Here is a 1,621-nt window from a genome sequence, read left to right as displayed (position 1 = left end):
GGTCGCTCATTTGCGACTTCCTTATGTTAACATCTTCGTTAGTTAATGTCAACTAAGTTTTTTATTTCGTTTGTCGCTTTCGACGTTAATGTCATCGGCGACTTGTTCTATATTACACCTCTATACTCTAATCGTCAACACCTTTTATTCAATTAATAATAAAAATACTTTCAAAGATATTTTTATTATTAATTTCACCTTTCTCTATTTCAATGAAAATAGAGAAAAGGACATCCTATTACATACAAGACATCCTTTTCATTAAACATTGTATACACGCTCTTATAAACTTTAACATTCTTCATTCTCTTTAACATTTCGATCGCCTGACATAAATAAATCAATTAATTTACGTTTATCCGCCCATATCACTCCAAATAAAACTAAACTACCTCCTATTACTATTCTCCACGTTAAAGATTCATTTAATAGAACAATTGAAGCAACAATACTTATTAACGGTAAGGCATTTAAGTATACTCCACTTACTGATGCCGAGACTGTCTCTAATGCTCTATTCCAAAACCAATACGCTAAAATTGTTGCCCCAATAACAAGGTATATTACACTTAGTCCACCCTTCCATGTTTCAACTGTTGGAAAACCGTAATAAAAAGTTTCTACCATTGCAAATGGGAATAGAATAATAGCTCCAATAATTAAAGTTAATGTTGTAAAAACCTTGTTTGATAGATACTGTTCTTGTTTTGGCCTTTTCAGCAACACTGTATAGAAAGCAAATAAGAAAGTACTTAATAAAATAAGGATATCTCCTATTAAAGATACTTCTTGATCGACTTTACTAGATGGGATTGTAATAAGAAGTACTCCAGCAACCCCAAGTACAATACCAATCCAATAATTAAGCTGAATTGTTTCTTTCAAAAAGAACGCTGAAAAAAGAATTGTAACTAAAGGTAAAGCAGCATCAATAATACTAACATGCAATCCACTTGTTAAAGAAATACCGTAGGATGTGAACATAAAGTAACCAGCTACACCAGTAAAAGATAGTAAACTCATTCTTTTCCATGGCACTTGGTTATGTACAACCGATCTTTTTAATTGCTTAAATGAGAATAGTAAACAGATTCCACCAGCGAACAAAAGGCGAATGAACAACAAAGTAAATGGCTGAATAGATTCTAGTGCCCACTTTGTTGGTGCAATGGCTGTCCCCCATAATATAACAGCCATTAATAACATGCATATTTCTTTCATAATCCCCCACACCCATCAAAAAATATATATTAACTATCTTAATTATAGATTTTTTCTTGCATGAAATCCTTTGAAAATGAAAAAACGTTATGTGAAAAACAGCTGAATAGCTATTTTTCACATAACGTTTTCATATAAAAAGTAAAATTTTTTTATTCATTCTACAAATAAATTAACACAAAAAGGTAATTCTTACCTTCAACCAACATTTAAACGTATTACTTTATAACCTTTTACCGCATTATCGCTTAAAATTTATTGTAAACAGTCTCTATTCCATCCTTTCCCCTCTTTAAGATTACTAAATCTATGGGTTATGACATTTGGTAAATAAAAATAAACACAAAAAAACCTAAGTCGAATCGACTTAGGTTTTTGCTTGGCGACGTCCTACTCTCAC

Annotated in this window: 1 protein-coding gene; it reads right to left on the bottom strand. The window is 31.4% G+C overall.

Features of this window, described 5'->3' with window-relative positions; all coding sequences use genetic code 11:
• Positions 1 to 291: 291 nt before the first annotated feature.
• The gene (locus BAQ48_RS01370) at positions 292 to 1,221 is read right to left on the bottom strand and encodes a DMT family transporter (protein ID WP_071709717.1); all 930 of its coding nucleotides are present in this window, start codon (positions 1,219 to 1,221) and stop codon (positions 292 to 294) included.
• Positions 1,222 to 1,621 lie beyond the last annotated feature (400 nt).

Source organism: Bacillus luti, assembly GCF_001884105.1.
Lineage (GTDB): Bacteria > Bacillota > Bacilli > Bacillales > Bacillaceae_G > Bacillus_A > Bacillus_A luti.
This window is presented reverse-complemented; position numbering and strand designations above follow the sequence as displayed.

Excerpts from the sequence above, each read along its gene's own strand:
- BAQ48_RS01370 (WP_071709717.1), bottom strand. The coding sequence starts at position 1,221 with ATGAAAGAAATATGCATGTTATTAATGGCTGTTATATTATGGGGGACA.